Source organism: Enterobacter sp. MGH 38, from assembly GCF_000492855.1.
Taxonomy (GTDB): domain Bacteria; phylum Pseudomonadota; class Gammaproteobacteria; order Enterobacterales; family Enterobacteriaceae; genus Enterobacter; species Enterobacter hormaechei_C.
Genome location: NZ_KI535607.1, coordinates 577,057 through 594,427, shown reverse-complemented (window position 1 = coordinate 594,427; position 17,371 = coordinate 577,057). Strand labels below are relative to the sequence as shown.

The window sequence follows — 17,371 nt, the reverse complement described above, 5'->3', positions numbered from 1 at the left end:
TTTTTTTACGCAATGCTCAATATTAAATCGGCAATACGGACGAAACAATGAAACAACACGAAACGGCAGATAATTCTCAAGGCCAGCTTTATATTGTACCTACTCCTATCGGGAATTTGTCTGATATTACCCAACGTGCGCTCACCGTATTGCAAGCTGTTGATTTAATTGCTGCTGAAGACACCCGTCATACCGGTTTACTGCTACAACACTTTGCCATTAACGCCCGTTTGTTTGCCCTGCACGATCACAATGAGCAACAAAAAGCCGAAACGCTGGTGGCGAAGCTTAAAGAAGGGCAGAACATCGCGCTGGTCTCCGATGCGGGAACGCCGCTGATCAACGATCCGGGCTACCATCTGGTACGCACCTGCCGTGAAGCAGGCATCCGCGTTGTGCCGCTGCCCGGGCCGTGCGCGGCGATTGCGGCGTTAAGCGCTGCGGGTCTGCCATCCGATCGTTTCTGCTACGAAGGCTTCCTGCCTGCTAAATCCAAAGGCCGTCGCGATGTGTTAAAGGATCTGGAAGCTGAACCGCGTACGTTGATCTTCTACGAATCAACTCACCGTCTGCTGGAAAGCCTGGAAGATATGGTGACCGTCTGGGGCGAAGGGCGCTACGTGGTGCTGGCGCGCGAGTTGACCAAAACGTGGGAAACCATTCACGGTGCGCCGGTTGGCGAACTGCTGGCGTGGGTGAAAGAGGATGAAAACCGCCGCAAGGGCGAAATGGTGCTGATTGTTGAAGGGCACAAAGCGCAGGAAGACGCTCTGCCTGCCGATGCGCTGCGTACGCTGGCTCTGCTACAGGCTGAACTCCCCCTGAAAAAAGCGGCGGCGCTGGCGGCGGAGATCCACGGCGTGAAGAAAAATGCACTGTATAAATATGCGCTGGAGCAGCAGGGGGAGTAAGCCCCTGCCGCCTGTTTTGCCGGGTGGCGGCTTCGCCTTACCCGGTCTACACCGTGTCAGAGCCTCACTATTTCCCCGGCATCGCCTCAAACACCAGCGTTTCCAGCGGTTGCAGCGTAATTACCACAGCGTTTTTATACTCCTCTGGTACGGTCGAATTACTGCCGTACACGGCTTTCAGGGTAAACTGCGAACGCTCTCCTGCCGGGATCTCAAAATCTTTGGTTAAATCCAGGTAGTAACGTTGCGGCTTATCCGACGGGTTGCGTAAGCCAAAAATCGCTTTGTCTTTACTCCATGAGGCCCAGCCGTAAACCTGAAGCGAAGTTGGGTCACCGCCAATCCAGTGAGTATCCACCAGCACGCTGGCATTCTCACGCGACCATTTCGCCGCCTGCGCCAGGGTATCCCACTTCGCCTTATTCAGCATGGACGGCGTGATGTACAGCTCCTGAAGCTGAGTTCCGGTTGCGAAGTAGCTCCAGACCTGATCGGCAAAATCGCTGTCTGTTTGCACTTTCTCGAGTCCATAGTAAGCGTTCTCTGCGCTGACGATCCCGTGGTACATCAGTGAGTTCAGCGGGAACAGAGGACCTTTGCGCACGATGGATCGCCAGGTTTCGGCATCGCGGTAGGTCATCCACTGCTGCACTGGCGTGCCGGGGCCGTACAGGTTGATATCATCGCCCTGACGCCAGATTGAATCAGCATAGAACAGCCAGGACGGGCTGGCGTCGGTGCCGGTGGTCAGGTTGATAAACAGGTTCGGGTTTGCGCTGCGCATGTTGTGCAGCAGGGCAATGGATGCGTCAAAATCCGATGCAAATGGGCTGCCCTTGATATGCGAATTGGCGTTACCCATTCCGTCGAGCTTGAACGAGGTAATGTGCTCGTTTTTGATCAGCTTAATGATCTGATCGTTAAAGTTTTTAAAATAGTTCGGCCCCGACAGCGCCAGCTTGCCGTCTACGGTTTCAAAACCATACTCTTTTGCATGCGAGACGCGAATATCGCGCGGCTTGTTGTATCCGCCCCACGGAGAAAGCCACAGCCCAACCGAGCTGTGCAGGCTGTCGGCTTTTTCCCTGACTTTGCCAAAACCGTTGCTGAATGCCGGGCCAAAAAGCCAGCGTCCGGTGCGATCGTCCCAGCCATCGTCCAGCAGGAACGCGTCCAGCGCCACCCCGCGTCCGGCAATAAATTCTTTATTCCATTCGTCCATCCGCCCAATGACATCCTGCTCGGAGTAAGGGGTAAAGAAACCGATGTCCATCCAGCTGTTGTAGTGCAGATAAGGCTTATAAGGCCGCGGACGCACGGCATCGATAAACTGGTTTACGCTGCGGCGCAGCTGATTAGTTTCCGGGAAAGTGCCGAACCAGGTGGTAAAACTAACCGGTGTCTCAGGCAGAATTGGCGTTTTCAGCTCCACGTTGAGGTTCGTGGTGGCTTCATAAGCGTAAGTATTCACAATCGGTTTGTCTGGCAGGATGAAGAACGAGTCGGCCACGATTGGCGAGCTGTTAATCGCCCCGTCAACGTAAGGTGCCTGAGACTGCTTCTTCGTCGGGAAGAAGGTAATTTTCGCTACGTCCCGCGGCTGCCCGACGGCGGCGATGGTGTAGCCGATGCTGGCGTATTTTCCCTTCACCAGGTTCAGTTTCACCGTTACGTTAAAATCCGGATGCGTAAAGTCGATGACTATCGCATTGTCCTGCTTTTCGACGTGCTTGATTTTGAAATCAGCGGTGTGGATTTTTGTTTCATCCGGCAGCGTCAGAAAGAACAGCTCCTGGGGCGTGAGCGGATGGTTAGATTTGCTGTCCGTTACTACTACCGTTGCATTTGCATCATCAAACGAAAGGGCAATATTGTCGTTACTGAGCGCGTAGTTTGCTGCCGCCGCGCCATGAGAAACGCAGAGAGCCAGCAGCGAGAGAGTGAGCATTTTTTTCATCGGGGTAAGATCCTTATCAGTAATGCTTCAGCATTCGGTTGATGGACTGTTCCAGCCAGTAGCGCTGGGTGCCGAAGTTAATACGCAGGTAGTTTTCGCCGTTTTGTACGTAGTGGCTGCCATCTTCGATGACCACGCCAGCCTGTTTGGCGAAATGTTGGGTTAGCGCCGTCGCACTGCGATCGTCCGCACTGACGTCTATCCAGGCGAGATATGACGACTCCGGGTTCATCATCTTCCATGCAGGGAAGTGGGTCTGGATGGCATCCGCAAGGTAGCGGGCATTGCCGCGCAGATAACCATTCAGCGCGTCGAGCCATGGCAGACCCTGCTGATAGGCCAGAATAATTCCCCACACGCCGAAGATATTGGGCGAGGTAATGGAGTTCTTCTCCAGCTGCTGGCGGAAACGCTGGCGCAGCGAATCGTCTGGAATTATCGAGTAGGATGTTTTTAGCCCGCCAAGGTTGAACGCTTTATTGGGGGAGGTCAGCACAATCAGGTTGTCCTGGGCGGCACAGCCCGAAGTCAGACAGCTGACGAATGTACCGTCCAGAATGTGCTCGGCGTGAACCTCATCAACCACCAGAATCGTGCCGTAGCGCTTACAGAGATCGGACACCTGGCGTATCTCATCCGCGCGCCAGATTCGGCCTGAAGGGTTATGCGGCGAGCAGAAGAACCACAGTTTTGGACGGTGAGTTTTGAGCTGAACTTCAATCAGATTAAAATCCAGGTGATAGCGGTTTTCCTTCACGCTCAGCGGATTTGCAAGCACCCGCACGCCCTGTCGCTGTGTCGCCATCGCAAACGGGTCATACACCGGGGTGTTCATCATCACGCAGTCGCCGGGTTTGCAGAACGCCTGAACCGTATAGTGCAGCGTGGAAACGGTGCCGTAGGTCAGGGTGATCCATGACTTATGCACCTCAACCTGATGACGGGTGCGCTGGAAGGCGATGACCGCATCGTAGAATTCGTCGAAGCACCAGGTGTAACCGAAGGTGCCATGCTCCACGATGCGCTGGAAGCCTTCAATCACGGCGGGTGGCGAGGTGAAATCCATGTCTGCTATCCACAGCGGGATAAATCCCTCCGGGACATCACCGAAACGCGAGCACACAAACTCATGATCCCATTTACGGCATTTATCGCTTTTACGCTCAATGATTCTGTCGAAATCAAACACAACGTCCCCCTGTTAAATTAAGGCTTCAATGCCGGATTTGACGCTCTGCACCTGCGGGCCGATGATCACCTGAACGCTGTGGGCATCAAGCACCACGACTGACAAGGCGCCCGCGGCCTTCAGCGCCTGCTGGTCGATAAGCCCCATATCTTTCACCACCAGACGTAAGCGGGTGATGCAGTTGTCGAGCGACTCAATATTCTCTTTACCGCCAAGCGCGCGAAGAATAAGCCCATGATCGTATTTTGATTTTCCACGTGCCCGGGTATTGGCTTCCACCGCCTGGAGCGCACCCTGCGCGTCAACCTCACGGCCCGGCGTTTTAATATCGTGCCTGAGGATGTACCAGCGGAAGACGAAGAAGTAGATAGCAAACCAGGCCATACCCACCGGGAACAGCAGATACCATTTGGTCGACATCCCCTGCATGACGCCGAAGATCAGCAGATCCAGAATGCCGCCGTCGGTGTTGCCGATAGTGACGCCGAGAAGCGCCATCACCATCAGCGCCAGGCCAGACATAACGATATGAAACGCGTAAAGCACAGGGGCAATAAACAGGAACAGGAACTCAATCGGCTCTGAAATACCCGTGACAACTGAAACCAGCACGCCAGAAAGCAGCAGCCCTTTAATCACCGGACGGTTTTCCGGACGCGCGGTGCGGTAGATAGCGTAAGCCACGGCAGGCAGGCCGAAGATAAAGGTCGGCATAAACCCTTGCGATAAAAATGCCGTAACGTGCGGGCTAAACGGCAGGCCGGCTTTCAGCTCGGCGTAGAAAATGTTCAGCGCACCGGCCACTTCCTGGCCGTTAACCATCTCAATGCCGCCCGCCGGGGTGAAGCGCACCATCGCCAGCAGGATGTGGTGCAGGCCAAAAGGTTTGAGCAGCAGTACGCCCACGCCATACAGGAACGGCCCAAAGACGCTGGTGCTCTGGATGATATGACCAATCCCGGCAATGCCCATTGCCACATATTCCCACAGCAGGGGGATGAACAAGCCGACCAGCGACAGGGTGAGGGCGGTAACAATCGGTACGAAACGAATGCCGCTAAAGAAGGCAAACGCGTCGTGCAGCACCGTGTCCTGGAAGCGTTCGTGCAGGAAGTAGGTGATCACCCCTACCACAATGCCGCCGAGCACGCCCATCTCCAGCGTTTGAATACCAAGCACGATGGATTGTCCCACCTGTCTCATGGTGGCGGCGTCCGCAAGCTGGTGGGTGGCGGTCAGGTAGTAGTTGATGCTCATGTTCATCAGCATGTAGCCAACGAATCCGGCAAAAGCGCCCACCGCTTTATTACGTCTGGCAAGGCCCATCGGGATCGCCATGGCAAACATCAGCGGCAGATAGGTAAAAGCAAAGCCGCCGACCATGGCGATAAAACCAAAGGTGAGCTGCGTTAACTCGCCGCCCAGAAAGGGAAAACTTTTGATGGTGGAAGGGCTGGTGACAGAACTACCGATACCTAACAACAACCCCATAAAGGCCAACAGCGAGACCGGGAACATAAACGTCTTTCCCAGGCTCTGGAAAAACTCCCACGCTTTCGATTTAAACGACTTTTCCTGTGTCATGTAGGGACTCCTCGGATTTTTAGGATAATGGAAGGCGCTGTCCGGCTTAAGGACGCGCCTTCATATTTGCGAGGCTTATAGTTATTTTTTTAGGTACTAGCGTTATGCGCGATGGGTTCAGGCTTCAGCCGGAAGCAGCAGCCGGTTCGCCGAGCCGCAAACGGTGATTTTGCTTCTGACCACCTCTTTCATGGCATCCATGCCGACGCGCATGTAGAAGCGCGGATCGTTGCCCTGTGGGTTCTCGGCAAACCAGGCTTTGACTGCGTCAGAGAAGGCGATTTTCAGCTCTGTTGCGACGTTAACTTTGCAGACGCCCAGCTCAATGGTGCGGCGCACATCCTCATCCGGCACATCGCTTGCACCATGCAGCACCAGCGGCACTGTCACTACCTCGCGGATCTCGGCCAGCCGCTGGAAGTCGATTTTTGGGCGTTTGGTATAGAGACCGTGCGCGGTACCGATGGCGACGGCGAGGCTGTCCACGCCTGTCAGTTCGACAAAGCGTTTTGCTTCCTGCGGGTCGGTCAGGAACGCGCTTTCGGCGTCGACGCTCATGTCATCTTCCACCCCACCCAGTCGGCCCAGTTCGGCCTCGACGCTACAGTCGTTGAGGTGGCAGAAATTGACGACCGATTTCACCAGCTTGACGTTTTGTTCGAAGGGGTAATGGCTACCGTCGATCATTGCGCTACGTACGCCGGCATGGACTTTGCGGCGAATGTCGTCCAGCGATTCGTGGTGATCGAGGTGTAGCGCCAGCGGCATGTCATAAGTAAGGGAATACGCGCTGCACAAGGCGTAAATCTCTTCCAGCGCAATATGTTTAAACGTCCCCGGCGTACCCGCGAGGATCACCGGCGATCGCATTTCGCTACAGACTTCGAGGATCGCCTGGATCGTCTCGGCGTTATGGATGTTAAAGGCCGGAACGGCATAGCCCTTCGCCTGTGCGTCCTGCAAAAGATATTTGGTAGAAATAATACTCATGAGCCTGTCCTCTTAAGCCTGCCACGGATGAATAACGACGCCCTGGACCACACGGTTAACCGTACCGCTGGCGGATGGCGTATCCGGCGTATTGCCAACGTGCAGAGACTGGGTCAGTGCGAAGACCTGGGCGTACATCAGGAAGCAGAACGCCTGCTCCATATCGTTAAATGAACGGGAAGGCGGCAGCAGGATATGCGGGCCAGCTTCAATGACCGGATCCGTTTCGGCTGCAATGGCTACCACGCGCATAGCCTGACGATCGCGTCGCAGCTCGGCGAGCAGATCCAGATCGTACTGACGCGTGTACGGATGGCTGGAGACAAACACGACGACCAGCGTTTCGTTGTCCACCAGCGACTTAGGCCCGTGACGGAAACCCGTTGGCGAATCGTAGAATGCCGCCAGCTTGCCGGCGGTCAGCTCCAGCACCTTCAACGCTGACTCCCGTGCGGCGCCCTGTAATCCACCGCTGCCCAGATAAACAATGCGTTTCCACGGTTCGTTACCAAAGACGCCGGGGCTGAAATCGCCAAGCGACGTGAGGATCGCCTGACAGCGATCGGACACGTCGCGGAACGTTTTGCTGTTGATCGTTTCCGGTGCGAATACTGCCAGGCAGCTCGCCATCATGGTGGTGATGCTGCTTGTCATCGCGAACCCGCGATCGTGCGTTTCGGCTGGCATGAGCAGAGCGCAGGCGTTATCGCTGTCGACGGCATTCTGATACAGGCTGCCCGCTTCATTACAGGTGATCGACAGGTGGTAGCACTCCGGAACAAACTGATTCGCCAGCTCAACGGCAGCGACGCTCTCCGGGCTATTGCCAGAACGGGCGAAAGAGACCAGCAGCAGCGGGTGCGCAGGGCTGAAGTAATCCATCGGGTTGGTGACCAGATCGGTCGTAGGTATCGCGGTGATATTTTTTCTCGTGTGGCTGGCAAGCCATGGCGCAATGATGTCGCCGATAAAAGCAGACGTACCCGCGCCGGTCAGAACGATCCGCAGATCGGGCTTGCGCAACAGTGGCGTCAGAAAACTGTCGATCGACGCGCGCAGATTATCAATATTGTTGAGCGAGCGAAGCCAGCTGGCTGGCTGCTGGCGGATCTCTTTTTCGGTCCAGGTGCCGGTGGTGGTAGTGGTTTGTGGCATAACTCAGTCCTTAGTCGTGTGAATTCCACATCAGACGCTGGCAAATGTGTCGCTATCTTTCGTTTCGTTTCACTTGTTTACTTTAGCAGTTAAAGAAAATCTATAGAAAAGAAATCGAAAGTTCAATGGCGAAAAAGAAATAAAACGAAAAGTGTGATCGCGAAAGGAAAGGCGAAGATCAAGGAAAGGAAAAGAAAGGCCTTACGATCGTCTTCCGTAAGGCCAACAGAGCACACTGTGAAGGGGCTACAGGGAAAGAGCCTGACCCTGGATCCAGATCTGCCGGAGGTGTAAACCCGCATCGAGCGCAATAATATTGGCGCGTTTGCCTGGTGCTAACGATCCCAGCAGGTGATCCATACCGAGCAGACGGGCGGGATGCAGCGAGGCCATATGGATAGCGTTTTCTGGGGCGACCCCCGTATGCTCCACCATATTTCGCACGGCGGCATCCAGTGCGAGCGTGCTGCCCGCCAGCCCGCCCGAGGCCGTGCGGACAACGCCGCCCTGCATCTCGACATTTTCACCACACAACGTATAGCCCCCATCAGGCATACCCGCCGCCTGCATGGCATCGGTAATCAGCACCGTACGATCCTTCGCGCAGCAACAACATAGCCGCATGGCTCCAGGATGAACGTGATGCCCGTCGGCAATAAGCTCCAGCCACGCGCGTGGGTCCGTAAGCCCGGCGCCAACCATGCCCGGCTCCCGGTGGTGTAATCCCGTCATGCCGTTGTAGCAGTGCACCAGCCCGTCTGCGCCTGCATCAAATGCGGCCAGGGTTTGCGCGTATGTAGCGGCGCTGTGGCCCAGCATGACGCGTATCCCTTTTTGCTTGAGGTGATGGATCGCCTTCAGGGCATCCACTTTTTCCGGAGCAAGCGCCACCACCCGCAGCGTGTTCTGCGAAACCGCAATCAGCTCATCAAGTTCCGCGAGATCCAGCTCGCGAAACAGTTCTGGCGGGTGCGCCCCTTTGTTCTGCGGTGTAAAGTACGGGCCTTCCAGATAGCTGCCCAGGAGCTGCGCGCCGGGGCCACCGGCATGACAGCGCCGGGCAATGCGCCGTAACGCGCCATGGATCGCCTCCAGCGAAGCGGTGACGGTGGTAGGCAGAAACGCCCCTACGCCTTCACGCGCTTTATGTATGGCTAACCGGTCCAGCACGTCGGGGGCATCATCCATCACATCCACACCCGCGCCGCCGTGGACGTGGATATCAATGTATGCCGGGCAAAGCAGGTCTGCCTCGCGGGTGTTAACCCCTGCCGGAATCGGCTCGATGGCGGTGATGACGCCTCTATCCATACGCAGCTGATGGTCATCCAGCCAGCCTTGCCCGGTAAGCAGACGACGCGCGCGCAGCAGCTGGCTCATATCCCTTCCTCGGCGGGCGCTTCCTCGCGACAGCGTGCAAGTTCATCCACCAGGCTGGTCAGGCCGCGATGGCCGCACTCCAGCGCCTGCAAACGAAAGGCTTCACTGCTTAATCCGTCGCGCTCCAGAACCATCTCCAGCAAAAGCTGGAGATTGGTGCCGGTGATCACTTCGCTGCCGGGGCGCTGCATCGCGAGAGTAGAGGCCACACGAAACGGCGTACCGCCGAGAAGATCGGTGAGAAACACGATATCGTGCTCTGCATCCAGTTCATTCACTGCCTGCTCAAGCTGCGCGGTCAGCCGCGCAGTGGTGGAGCTTTCCGGAAAATCGATGGCGATAAACTGCGGCTGTTCGCCGAGGATTTGCTTCATTGCCTGTTGCAGCCCGCTGGCAAAACCGCCGTGACCCGTCAAAATAATGCCTAACATCGCAACCTCTTTGCTTTTTACAGGAAGTGACAGAATTTACCGACAACGCCCAGCACCACGGTGATACCAATCAGGCGCAGTGGGCTCCAGCCACGGCGTACCAGCCAGAACATGGTCAGGGTGTAGACCAGCGGCAGAAAGGCGGGCATCAGTTTGTCGATCACATCGGTTTGCAGTTTGACGACCGCATCCCCGGCTTTAATCTCGAGTGTGGTATTCAGGCGCACATAGGTTGCCACCAGCGCGCCAATCACTGTCATTCCGACAATGGACGCAGCATGACCAACCTTTTTGGTGTTGGCCTTGATCAGCGGGATCGCGGCGACACCCATTCGGTAGGCATAGTGCGCCAGACCAAAACGCAGGCCGAGATGCACCACGTTAAACAGAACGATAAAGACCACGGCGCCAAGAATGGATCCCTGTAGCGCCAGGCTGGCGCCAATCCCCCCGCAAATGGGCAGCAGGGTCAGCCAGAACATGGCGTCACCAATGCCACCGAGCGGTGCGCCAACGGCAATTTTAGTGCTCTGGATGCTGTTCACATCCTGCTTGGAACGCTCCATTGCCAGAATAATGCCGATGACGAAGGTCACCAGAAACGGGTGGGTGTTAAAGAAGCCCATATGGCCTTTCATGGCGCGCGCCAGGTCCCGCTTATTGGTGTGGATCTTTTTCAGCGCGGGCAGTAGCCCATACAGCCAGCCGGAGGCCTGCATACGCTCGTAGTTAAACGAGGCCTGTAGCAGCATGGAACGCCAGGCGACACGGTTAATATCCTTTTTCGTTAGCTCAGCGCCAATACTCTGATCTTCGTAGACGTTTTCATTCACGCCGGTCAGCAGTGTCTCTTCACTTTCAGACACGCCCGGCAGGGTGGTGTGATTAGATGCCATCTTCAAATTCCTCTTTCTGGGCCGCAGGCGCCGTGGGTTCAGGCGATTTGCGCAGCAGGTCGATCAGCGCCATCGCCAGTGCAGCCGCGGCAATCGCCAGCACCGGGAGTTTCAGCCAGGCCGCGGCGACAAAGCCGATAATGAAGTAAGGGATGTAAACGTTTTTCATCATGATCTTCAGTAGCACGGCGAAGCCGATCGCTGGCATGATGCCGCCCGCGACGCCGAGACCGTCGATCAGACGTTCCGGCAGCACGTCAATGGCGGTTTTCGCATGTTCAGCGCCGAAGTAGATGGGCAGAAATGCGCACAGGAAGTAGAAGACGCCGAGCGCCAGCAGTGCAAGATAGTTGACCCGTTCAATACCACGGGTGTCTGCGTTAGCCGCCATGCGATCGCAGCGGGACATCACGCCGGACATCACCGAGAAGAGGAAGGTGATCCCCATCTGAACCGCCACGGCAAACGGCACGGCGACCCCAACGGCGACATCCGGCTTCACGCCTGTAGTAATGGCAAATGTGGTGCCAACGATGGTGCCGATAATCACGTTTGGCGGCTGCGCGCCCGCCAGCGGCGCGAGTCCCATCCAGACCAGTTCTAACGTACCGCCGGTCAGAATTCCGGTGTGCAAATCGCCCAGAATCAGGCCAACCAGTGGCCCGAGCACCACTGGACGGTGCATGTGTGTTAAGCCGTTAAACATATCCAGGCCCGCTATAAAGGCGAGAAGCCCCAGCGCGAAAGCCTGCAACAGACTGATTTCCATTGTGAATCCCTCAGAGCAGTTTAAAGAGATCCAAAGCAGTCTCTGTTGGAACGCCCTGAACGAAGCATTCCACTCCGGCCGCCTTCAGGCCGTTAAACGCGGCGATATCGTTCGCGTCTACAGATACCGTTTTGGCAATTTGCTGTTTGCCACTGGCGTAATGCATATTTCCGACGTTAATACGGGTGATGGGCACGCCGCCCTCGACCAGCGTTAAAAAATCAGCCGGTGTTTTACAGACCAGCAGAATTTTCTGCCGGTCGGCGGCGCGATGAATGTTGTCGATCACTTTTTGCAGAGACCAGAAACGCACGGCGATGCCTTCCGCAAGCACCATCTCCATCAGGTTTTGCTGAACCGGATCGTCTGCAACCTCGTCATTTGCCACCAGCACCAGGTTCGCCCCCGCAAACCCCACCCACTGTACGCCCACCTGACCGTGGATCAGGCGTTCATCAATGCGGCATAAGACAATGTTTGGCATAGCGTTTTCCTCTTTTTAATTATGCGTGTTGAGTCGTTACGCCTTCGCAGGCGGCATGGTACTGATGGAGTATGTCCTGAATGTGGTCGAGGATGAGTTCCCGTGGTGTGGAGCTGAGAGCACCATCGCGAACTTTGCTGTACTGCAACGGCAGATACTGGCTGATCAGCGGCAGCGGGATCGGTTCATCCGCCAGGTTGCGTACCAGCCGCTCAAAGGCGTCGTCAATCTGGCTGTCTGGCCAGTAATAGCGCACGCGGTCGGAATAGCTGTAACCGCGGGCCAGGCGACGGGCATTGCCGTCGCCGTGATAGTGGCTTTGCCAGTATTCCGGGCGATCGAGCATCACGTTTTCCAGGACGTGACGCAGCCCTGAGCAGGCTTTTGCCGGCAGCAGCTCTTCTTCAATTGCTGCCAGTGAGAACAGCGCTTCGCGCAGCGCGAAGGTTAGCGCAGGGCCGACTTTCAGAATGGCGAAGTGATCTTTCACCAACTGGCGCAGCGCCTGCGGCGTCTGGTAATCGGTAGAGTGTGCTTCAAATACCAGCGTGTCGTAGGCTTCAACCATCTTGCTCAGCGCGACGGCTTTATGCGGTTGATAGTCACAAACGTGCGCATGGTCGAATTCAACGCCAGGCTGAACGACCAGGCCAATAATGCGCGGCCAGATGTCGCTTAACCCTTCCTTCTCGAATGCGTGGCGGTGTGCCTCAAGCGTGGCGCGTGCCGCCTCTGGCGTGGTGACCTCAAGCTCGGTCAGCGTCTCGTGTGCCCCACCGGGAACCGGAACTTCCGTGCCGATAACGTAGACCAGATCGGCTACGCCAAATTGCTCGAGACAGGTGGTTTCGGCAATTTTAGCCAGCCGAGCGGCACGCCCGGCAACGATTGCATCGGTTAAAGGAACCGGGTCGTCTTCGCAGGACATGCTGCAATCGAGGTGAATTTTTTTAAATCCGGCCGCCACGTAGCTTCTGATCAGATCGTCGGCGTTCGCCATCGCCTGCAAAGCTGGCAGGTTTTGCCAGCGGTTTGGACCTAAATGATCGCCGCCAAGGATCAGCTGTGAGGTGGGGAAACCGAGGGATCCCGCCAGCTTGCAGACAAACCCATAAAAATCGGCGGGCGTCATACCGGTATAGCCGCCAAACTGATCCACCTGGTTTGAGGTGGCTTCAATCAGCAGAGGCGTCTGTTGTGAATGGACGTAACGTATTGCAGCTTCAAGTACCAGTGGATGTGCGGAACAGACGGCATAAATCCCGTTTGTATTCCCCCGTTTATGTTGTTCCACCATTTCTGTCAGATGTTTCACTTTCCTCTCCATTTCGGATGGTGTTGGCATTCATCTTTCGTTTTGTTTCATTTGATACTGCATTATGGTGATGTAAAAATAAAACGAAAGATAATAGTTTTCCGATCTGTTTCACAAAAGAAACATAATGAAAGGTTTCAGCGGCGATTAAGCTTGCGTCCACCTACCATACAGGGCTTGCATTCCCTCAAAAGAAAGGCGTTAATAAGAAAAACGAAATGAAACGAAAGTTTATTTACTAAGGAGCTCGTATGAGCAGCACCGATTCATCCGCAGAGAAGCGCATCACCGGCACCAGTGAAAGGCGAGAGCAGATCATTCAGCGGTTGCGGGCGCAGGGAAGCGTGCAGGTTAACGATCTTTCTCTTTTATTCGGCGTGTCGACGGTGACGATCCGTAACGATCTGGCCTTTCTGGAAAAGCAGGGGATTGCCGTTCGCGCTTACGGCGGCGCGCTGATTTGCGAAGGCAATGCCCCCGGCGTGGAGCCGTCCGTTGAGGACAAAAGTTCCCTTAATACGGCAGTGAAGCGCAGCATCGCGCAGGCGGCGGTTGAACTGGTGAAGCCGGGTCACCGCATTATTCTGGACTCCGGCACCACAACCTTTGAAATTGCCCGCATGCTGCGCCAGCACACCGATGTCATTGCCATGACCAACGGGATGAACGTGGCAAACGCGCTACTGGAAGCGGAAGGCGTAGAGCTGCTGATGACCGGCGGGCATTTGCGCCGTCAGTCACAGTCCTTCTACGGCGACCAGGCGGAGCAGTCCTTACAGAATTACCATTTTGACCTGCTGTTCCTGGGCGTCGATGCCATCGATCTCGACCGGGGGGTGAGTACGCACAACGAGGATGAAGCCCGTCTGAACCGCAAAATGTGCGAGGTGGCGGAGCGTATTATCGTTGTCACTGACTCCAGCAAGTTTAACCGTTCAAGCCTGCATAAAATCATTGATACTCAGCGAATCGACATGATTATTGTTGATGAAGGCATTCCGGCGGAAAGCCTGGAAGGGTTACGCAAAAGCGGGATCGATGTGGTGCTGGTCTAAAGAGGCTTTTCCCCTCACCCTAACCCTCTCCCCATAGGGGAGAGGGTTCCCCAGTAATTTGAAAGCAAAAACTATAACGTTGCCTCAGAATAACTGAGGGCTTTCAGCGATGCCCCGGTCCGGCTGTAAATCGCTGAGGCGTTTCCTGTAGGCCGGGGCGAGGCGCAGGGATGCGCCGAGAGGGCGGGCTTTACAGGGATGTTACCTCCGCCCGTCCCCGATAAGCCGGAAGGAATAAGCCGAAGGCACCGCGAAGCGGCGATTTTCCGCCGGAAGCCCGGGTCGCCAGGGTGGTGGCGACTGAGCCACCCTGGCACGTTCACCGGTCATGTCGTGACAGAGTAGCAAGGAACATAAAGTGAACGGAATGACCACCAGAGCCGTATGTTTCCCCTCACCCCAGCCCTCTCCCTCAAGGGAGAGGGGGCCGTCTGTGCAGGCATTATTTTGTGGGGAACCCTCAGCCCCATAGGGGAGAGGGGACTGCTCGGTGCGGTTTTTTACCCTCTCCCCGGTGGGGAGAGGGCAGGGTGAGGGACAATCACGTCACCGGCGCCGGGTTAAACACCGCCAGCGAGTTATGCAATCCCCATTGATCGGAGAAGGTTTTCTTCCGCCCGCTTGCCACATCCAGAATGAAGTGGAACAGCTTCCAGCCCACCTCTTCAATACTCTCTTCCCCGGTGGCGATGGTGCCCGCGTTGATATCCATTAAGTCATACCAGCGGTTTGCCAGCTCGGTGCGGGTCGCCATTTTGATCACCGGTACCGCCATCAGGCCGTACGGCGTGCCGCGCCCGGTGGTAAAGACCTGTACCGTAATGCCGGAAGCCACCTGCTGGGTGCCGCAAACGAAATCACTGGCAGGCGTTGCCGCGTAAATCAGGCCGCGTTTGGTTGGTCGCTGGCCAGGGGAGAGCACTTCCACAATCGCGCTCTGGCCGGATTTGGCAATCGACCCGAGGGCCTTTTCCACCACGTTCGCGAGGCCGCCTTTCTTGTTACCCGGAGACGGGTTGGCGCTGCGGTCAGTTTTGCCCATGTCGAGATAGTTATCGTACCAGGCCATTTCCTCCAGCAGGCGTTTGCCCACCTCTTCGTTGACGGCGCGCGGCGTGAGCAGGTGGATAGCATCACGTACTTCGGTGACTTCGGAGAACATCACCGTGGCGCCGCAGCGCACGAACAGATCGGAGGCATAACCTACCGCCGGGTTAGCGGTGACGCCGGAAAACGCATCGCTGCCGCCACACTGTGTCCCAACGACCAGTTCAGAGGCCGGGCAGGTTTCACGCTGGCGTTTGTTCAACTTCTCCAGATGGCGCTCTGCCACCTGTAAAATGTCGTCGACCATCGATCTGAAGCCGACATGGTGTTCATCCTGAAGACGCACAACACTGGCATCGTCAACCGGAATGGCTTTCACATCCTCAGTACCCTGCAACAGGCGTTCTGGCTGCAATTTTTCACAGCCGAGACCAATCACCATGACCTCACCGCCAAAGTTTGGGTTAAGGGCGATATTGTGAATCGTACGGATCGGCACGACCGCTGCCGGCGCGTTGATCGCCACGCCGCAGCCGTACAGGTGGTTAAGACCCACCACGCCGTCAACGTTGGGGTATTTCGGCAACAGATCGCGCTCAATAATTTTCACAACGTAATCCACTACGCCCGCCACGCAATGCACGCTGGTGGTGATGCCAAGCAGGTTTTTGGTTCCCACGCTGCCATCCGCGTTGCGGTAACCTTCGAAGGTATAACCCTCTAGCGGAGGCAACGGCTCAGGGACGCGGGTAGCCAGCGGCAACGTCTCCAGCGGCGGGGCGGTGGGCAGCTCAACCAGCGACTCCTCAATCCAGCTACCCTGCGGGATAGCGCGCACCGCATAGCCGATGACTTCGCCGTAGCGCACGATTTCACCGTGAGCCGGGATATCGACCAGTGCGACTTTATGCCCCTGCGGAATGTGCTCAATCAGCTCCAGGCCATCCGGAAAGCGGGTGCCAGCTTTTAAGCCATTGTCGTTGACAATAATCGCCACGTTATCAGTATCGTGCACTTTTATATAGAACGCCGTCGGCGACGCCTGTCGAATTTCAATATCGGCCATTGTTCACTCTTCTCCAGCAAAATATCTGATACTAAATATAGCCAGATGGTTAATCGTTTCTTATTGAGGAAATAAAGAATGTCAGGAGAGGAAAAGTGAGAATGTGATCGCGATCGCTCCCGAAACACTAATCGTTGATTCTGTGCATCAGCGCCCACTGCATTGGGCAAATGCTCAAAATAGCGTGTTATTCCCGCTGGATAATTGAGCATTGAGACAATGTACTGCCGGGTGGTGACGATTATACTGAATGACGATTTTATAACGCCAAAATTCAGTCAGGAAAATAAATATAACGCTGACGCTGAGTCGGAATAAATAAGAAAAGTTACTGGCTAAAACTGCGGAATTAAAAAAGGTATAAGTAATGAGTAACGACATCTTCCCGAATAAATTTAAAGCGGCTCTCGCGGCGCACCAGATTCAGATTGGCTGCTGGTCTGCGCTGGCCAACCCCATCAGCACCGAAGTGCTGGGCCTGGCCGGGTTCGACTGGCTGGTGCTGGACGGCGAACATGCGCCAAACGATATCAACACGTTTATTCCGCAGCTGATGGCGCTGAAAGGCAGCCACAGCGCGCCGGTGGTGCGTGTGCCCACCAACGAGCCGGTGATCATCAAGCGTCTGCTGGATATCGGCTTCTACAACTTCCTGATCCCGTTTGTTGAAACGGAAGAAGAAGCGGTGCTGGCCGTGGCGGCGACCCGCTATCCACCGGAAGGGATCCGCGGCGTGTCCGTCTCGCACCGCGCCAACATGTTTGGCACCGTGCCGGACTATTTCGCCCAGTCCAACAAGAACATCACCATTCTGGTTCAGATCGAGAGCCAGCAGGGGGTCGATAACGTCGACGCTATTGCCGCGACGGAGGGGGTAGACGGCATTTTCGTCGGCCCGAGCGATCTGGCGGCCGCCTTTGGTCATCTGGGTAACGCCAGCCATCCGGACGTGCAGCGCGCAATTCAGTACATTTTTGCCCGTGCCAAAGCGCACGGTAAACCGTGCGGCATTCTGGCGCCAGTGGAAGCCGATGCCCGCCGTTACCTGGAATGGGGCGCAACGTTTGTTGCTGTCGGCAGCGACCTCGGCGTATTCCGCGCCGCCACGCAGAAATTAGCGGACGCTTTTAAAAAATAACCAT

15 protein-coding genes are annotated in these 17,371 nt (G+C 55.9%); 3 read left to right on the top strand and 12 right to left on the bottom strand.

Annotation, left to right across the window (positions count from 1 at the left end; translation table 11 throughout):
• Positions 1-47: 47 nt before the first annotated feature.
• Positions 48-911, top strand: a complete 864-nt coding sequence (rsmI, locus tag L384_RS18090; RefSeq protein WP_000809144.1) for a 16S rRNA (cytidine(1402)-2'-O)-methyltransferase — start codon at positions 48-50, stop codon at positions 909-911.
• Between the two features lie 67 nt (positions 912-978).
• On the opposite strand, the gene L384_RS18095 is transcribed toward rsmI, so the two are convergent.
• The 11 genes from L384_RS18095 to kbaZ all read right to left on the bottom strand — a co-directional run bounded on the left by L384_RS18095 (position 979) and on the right by kbaZ (position 13,073).
• Entirely contained in the window at positions 979-2,868 is a 1,890-nt protein-coding gene (locus tag L384_RS18095) for an alpha-galactosidase (RefSeq protein WP_023323780.1), read from the bottom strand.
• A gap of 16 nt (positions 2,869-2,884) precedes the next feature.
• Positions 2,885-4,057 carry a MalY/PatB family protein gene (locus tag L384_RS18100; protein WP_023323779.1) on the bottom strand — a complete coding sequence of 391 codons (1,173 nt, stop codon included), beginning with the start codon at positions 4,055-4,057 and terminating at the stop codon, positions 2,885-2,887.
• Between the two features lie 12 nt (positions 4,058-4,069).
• Complete coding sequence (gene malX, locus L384_RS18105; protein ID WP_003861742.1) at positions 4,070-5,641, bottom strand: maltose/glucose-specific PTS transporter subunit IIBC; 1,572 nt, start codon at positions 5,639-5,641, stop codon at positions 4,070-4,072.
• 117 nt (positions 5,642-5,758) lie between these two features.
• Positions 5,759-6,631 carry a tagatose-bisphosphate aldolase subunit KbaY gene (gene kbaY / locus L384_RS18110; protein WP_023323778.1) on the bottom strand — a complete coding sequence of 291 codons (873 nt, stop codon included), beginning with the start codon at positions 6,629-6,631 and terminating at the stop codon, positions 5,759-5,761.
• Between the two features lie 12 nt (positions 6,632-6,643).
• Positions 6,644-7,786, bottom strand: a complete 1,143-nt coding sequence (locus tag L384_RS18115; protein ID WP_003861737.1) for an SIS domain-containing protein — start codon at positions 7,784-7,786, stop codon at positions 6,644-6,646.
• A gap of 246 nt (positions 7,787-8,032) precedes the next feature.
• Complete coding sequence (gene nagA / locus L384_RS18120) at positions 8,033-9,166, bottom strand: N-acetylglucosamine-6-phosphate deacetylase (RefSeq protein WP_023323777.1); 1,134 nt, start codon at positions 9,164-9,166, stop codon at positions 8,033-8,035.
• Positions 9,163-9,597, bottom strand: a complete 435-nt coding sequence (gene agaF / locus L384_RS18125) for a PTS galactosamine/N-acetylgalactosamine transporter subunit IIA (protein ID WP_003861734.1) — start codon at positions 9,595-9,597, stop codon at positions 9,163-9,165. The genes nagA and agaF overlap by 4 nt, the downstream gene beginning before the upstream one ends.
• Positions 9,598-9,614: 17 nt before the next feature.
• A complete protein-coding gene (agaE, locus tag L384_RS18130) occupies positions 9,615-10,493 on the bottom strand; it encodes a PTS N-acetylgalactosamine transporter subunit IID (RefSeq protein WP_017693933.1) in 879 nt (292 codons plus the stop codon).
• The gene (agaW, locus tag L384_RS18135; RefSeq protein WP_003861730.1) at positions 10,483-11,262 is read right to left on the bottom strand and encodes a PTS N-acetylgalactosamine transporter subunit IIC; all 780 of its coding nucleotides are present in this window, start codon (positions 11,260-11,262) and stop codon (positions 10,483-10,485) included. The genes agaE and agaW overlap by 11 nt, the downstream gene beginning before the upstream one ends.
• A 10-nt stretch (positions 11,263-11,272) precedes the next feature.
• On the bottom strand, positions 11,273-11,746 hold the full coding sequence (gene agaV / locus L384_RS18140; RefSeq protein WP_003861728.1) for a PTS N-acetylgalactosamine transporter subunit IIB: 474 nt from the start codon (positions 11,744-11,746) through the stop codon (positions 11,273-11,275).
• A gap of 19 nt (positions 11,747-11,765) precedes the next feature.
• Positions 11,766-13,073, bottom strand: a complete 1,308-nt coding sequence (gene kbaZ, locus L384_RS18145) for a tagatose-bisphosphate aldolase subunit KbaZ (RefSeq protein WP_032627957.1) — start codon at positions 13,071-13,073, stop codon at positions 11,766-11,768.
• A gap of 239 nt (positions 13,074-13,312) precedes the next feature.
• On the opposite strand from kbaZ, the gene L384_RS18150 reads away from it, so the two are divergent.
• Entirely contained in the window at positions 13,313-14,116 is an 804-nt protein-coding gene (locus L384_RS18150) for a DeoR family transcriptional regulator (protein WP_003861724.1), read from the top strand.
• A gap of 541 nt (positions 14,117-14,657) precedes the next feature.
• Here L384_RS18150 and garD read toward each other — a convergent pair.
• A complete protein-coding gene (garD, locus tag L384_RS18155; RefSeq protein ID WP_003862678.1) occupies positions 14,658-16,229 on the bottom strand; it encodes a galactarate dehydratase in 1,572 nt (523 codons plus the stop codon).
• Between the two features lie 367 nt (positions 16,230-16,596).
• Here garD and garL point away from each other — a divergent pair, with 367 nt between their 5' ends.
• On the top strand, positions 16,597-17,367 hold the full coding sequence (gene garL, locus L384_RS18160; protein WP_023323775.1) for a 2-dehydro-3-deoxyglucarate aldolase: 771 nt from the start codon (positions 16,597-16,599) through the stop codon (positions 17,365-17,367).
• Positions 17,368-17,371 lie beyond the last annotated feature (4 nt).

Excerpts from the sequence above, each read along its gene's own strand:
- rsmI (WP_000809144.1), top strand. The coding sequence starts at position 48 with ATGAAACAACACGAAACGGCAGATAATTCTCAAGGCCAGCTTTATATT.
- L384_RS18095 (WP_023323780.1), bottom strand. The coding sequence starts at position 2,868 with ATGAAAAAAATGCTCACTCTCTCGCTGCTGGCTCTCTGCGTTTCTCAT.
- malX (WP_003861742.1), bottom strand. The coding sequence starts at position 5,641 with ATGACACAGGAAAAGTCGTTTAAATCGAAAGCGTGGGAGTTTTTCCAG.
- kbaY (WP_023323778.1), bottom strand. The coding sequence starts at position 6,631 with ATGAGTATTATTTCTACCAAATATCTTTTGCAGGACGCACAGGCGAAG.
- L384_RS18115 (WP_003861737.1), bottom strand. The coding sequence starts at position 7,786 with ATGCCACAAACCACTACCACCACCGGCACCTGGACCGAAAAAGAGATC.
- nagA (WP_023323777.1), bottom strand. The coding sequence starts at position 9,166 with ATGAGCCAGCTGCTGCGCGCGCGTCGTCTGCTTACCGGGCAAGGCTGG.
- agaF (WP_003861734.1), bottom strand. The coding sequence starts at position 9,597 with ATGTTAGGCATTATTTTGACGGGTCACGGCGGTTTTGCCAGCGGGCTG.
- agaE (WP_017693933.1), bottom strand. The coding sequence starts at position 10,493 with ATGGCATCTAATCACACCACCCTGCCGGGCGTGTCTGAAAGTGAAGAG.
- agaW (WP_003861730.1), bottom strand. The coding sequence starts at position 11,262 with ATGGAAATCAGTCTGTTGCAGGCTTTCGCGCTGGGGCTTCTCGCCTTT.
- agaV (WP_003861728.1), bottom strand. The coding sequence starts at position 11,746 with ATGCCAAACATTGTCTTATGCCGCATTGATGAACGCCTGATCCACGGT.
- kbaZ (WP_032627957.1), bottom strand. The coding sequence starts at position 13,073 with ATGGAGAGGAAAGTGAAACATCTGACAGAAATGGTGGAACAACATAAA.
- L384_RS18150 (WP_003861724.1), top strand. The coding sequence starts at position 13,313 with ATGAGCAGCACCGATTCATCCGCAGAGAAGCGCATCACCGGCACCAGT.
- garD (WP_003862678.1), bottom strand. The coding sequence starts at position 16,229 with ATGGCCGATATTGAAATTCGACAGGCGTCGCCGACGGCGTTCTATATA.
- garL (WP_023323775.1), top strand. The coding sequence starts at position 16,597 with ATGAGTAACGACATCTTCCCGAATAAATTTAAAGCGGCTCTCGCGGCG.